The 1,065-nt window shown below is 63.5% G+C and carries 2 protein-coding genes; both read left to right on the forward strand.

Annotated features, from left to right (window positions below; genetic code table 11):
• The first annotated feature begins 23 nt into the window (after positions 1 to 23).
• Entirely contained in the window at positions 24 to 170 is a 147-nt protein-coding gene (locus ACFOGJ_RS27015) for a hypothetical protein (protein ID WP_379906396.1), read from the forward strand.
• A 95-nt stretch (positions 171 to 265) separates the two neighbouring features.
• Positions 266 to 1,065, forward strand: an 800-nt coding sequence (locus tag ACFOGJ_RS27020; protein WP_379906395.1) for a flagellin, incomplete at its 3' end; no start/stop codon positions are given.

Genomic DNA, 1,065 nt, shown 5'->3' on the forward strand with positions numbered 1-1,065 from the left:
TCTCCCAGGCCTATGTCGACACCCTGGAGACGGGCGCCGACAAGCTGACCCTGGCGGATATCAACGAGGAAGGTGCCAACCTTGTTGCCTTGCAGACCCGGCAGCAGCTGGCCCTGCAGGCCCTGTCCTTCGCCGGCCAGAACGAGCGGGCCGTTCTCTCGCTCTTCTAGGTAGGCAAGATTTACCCAGCGCAGAAAGTGCCTAGGTAAAATTTTCCCAGCGGCCCGAAGGGCCGTGTCACCGAGCTTCAGAAAGGAGCTGACCCATGGCTGAAATAGCCCTCAGTTCGTCCATCCGGACGAACCTGCTGTCCCTGCAGCGGACGGACTCGCTCGCTCAGCGGACGGAGACCCGCCTGGCCACCGGCCAGCGGGTCAACAGCGCCATCGACGATGCCGTCTCCTTCTTCCAGGCGAAGTCGCTGACCGACCGGGCCAGCGACATCTCCGATAGGAAGTCGGAGATCAACCAGGCGATCTCCAGCCTGCAGGCTGCCAATGACGGCGTGGAGGCGGTCGACGCCACCCTGCGCCAGCTCAAGGGTATCCTGCAGAGCGCCAAGACCGCCTCGACGACCGAGCAGACGGCGCTGCAGACGCAGTTCAACACGCTGTCGGAACAGCTGAACCAGATCCTGAACGACTCGTCGTACCAGGGCCTGAACCTGCTGAACTCCTCCACGGCCAAGCTGACCGTGCAGTTCTCGGATAGCTCGAACGCCAAGCTCGACGTTCAGGGCAAGAACCTGCAGGTCTCCTCGACCACCAGCGGCGCGTTGTTCACCTCGATCGGGGCCACCGCGGCGGGGTCTCTCGCCTGCAACATCATCGCCTTCTCGGCGGCGAGTTCGGTGGCCTTCACCAGTGCCAGCGTGTCGAATTTCGACAAGGGGATCGCCCGCCTCGACGATGCGATCACGACCCTGCGGTCGACGGCCGCGGACCTGGGCTCGAACGTCACCTTCCTGAATACCCGTCTGGACTTCTCCCAGGCCTATGTCGACACCCTGGAGACGGGCGCCGACAAGCTGACCCTGGCGGATATCAACGAGGAAGGTGCCAACCT

This window comes from Marinibaculum pumilum (genome assembly GCF_042646425.1).
Lineage (GTDB): Bacteria > Pseudomonadota > Alphaproteobacteria > Ferrovibrionales > Ferrovibrionaceae > Marinibaculum > Marinibaculum pumilum.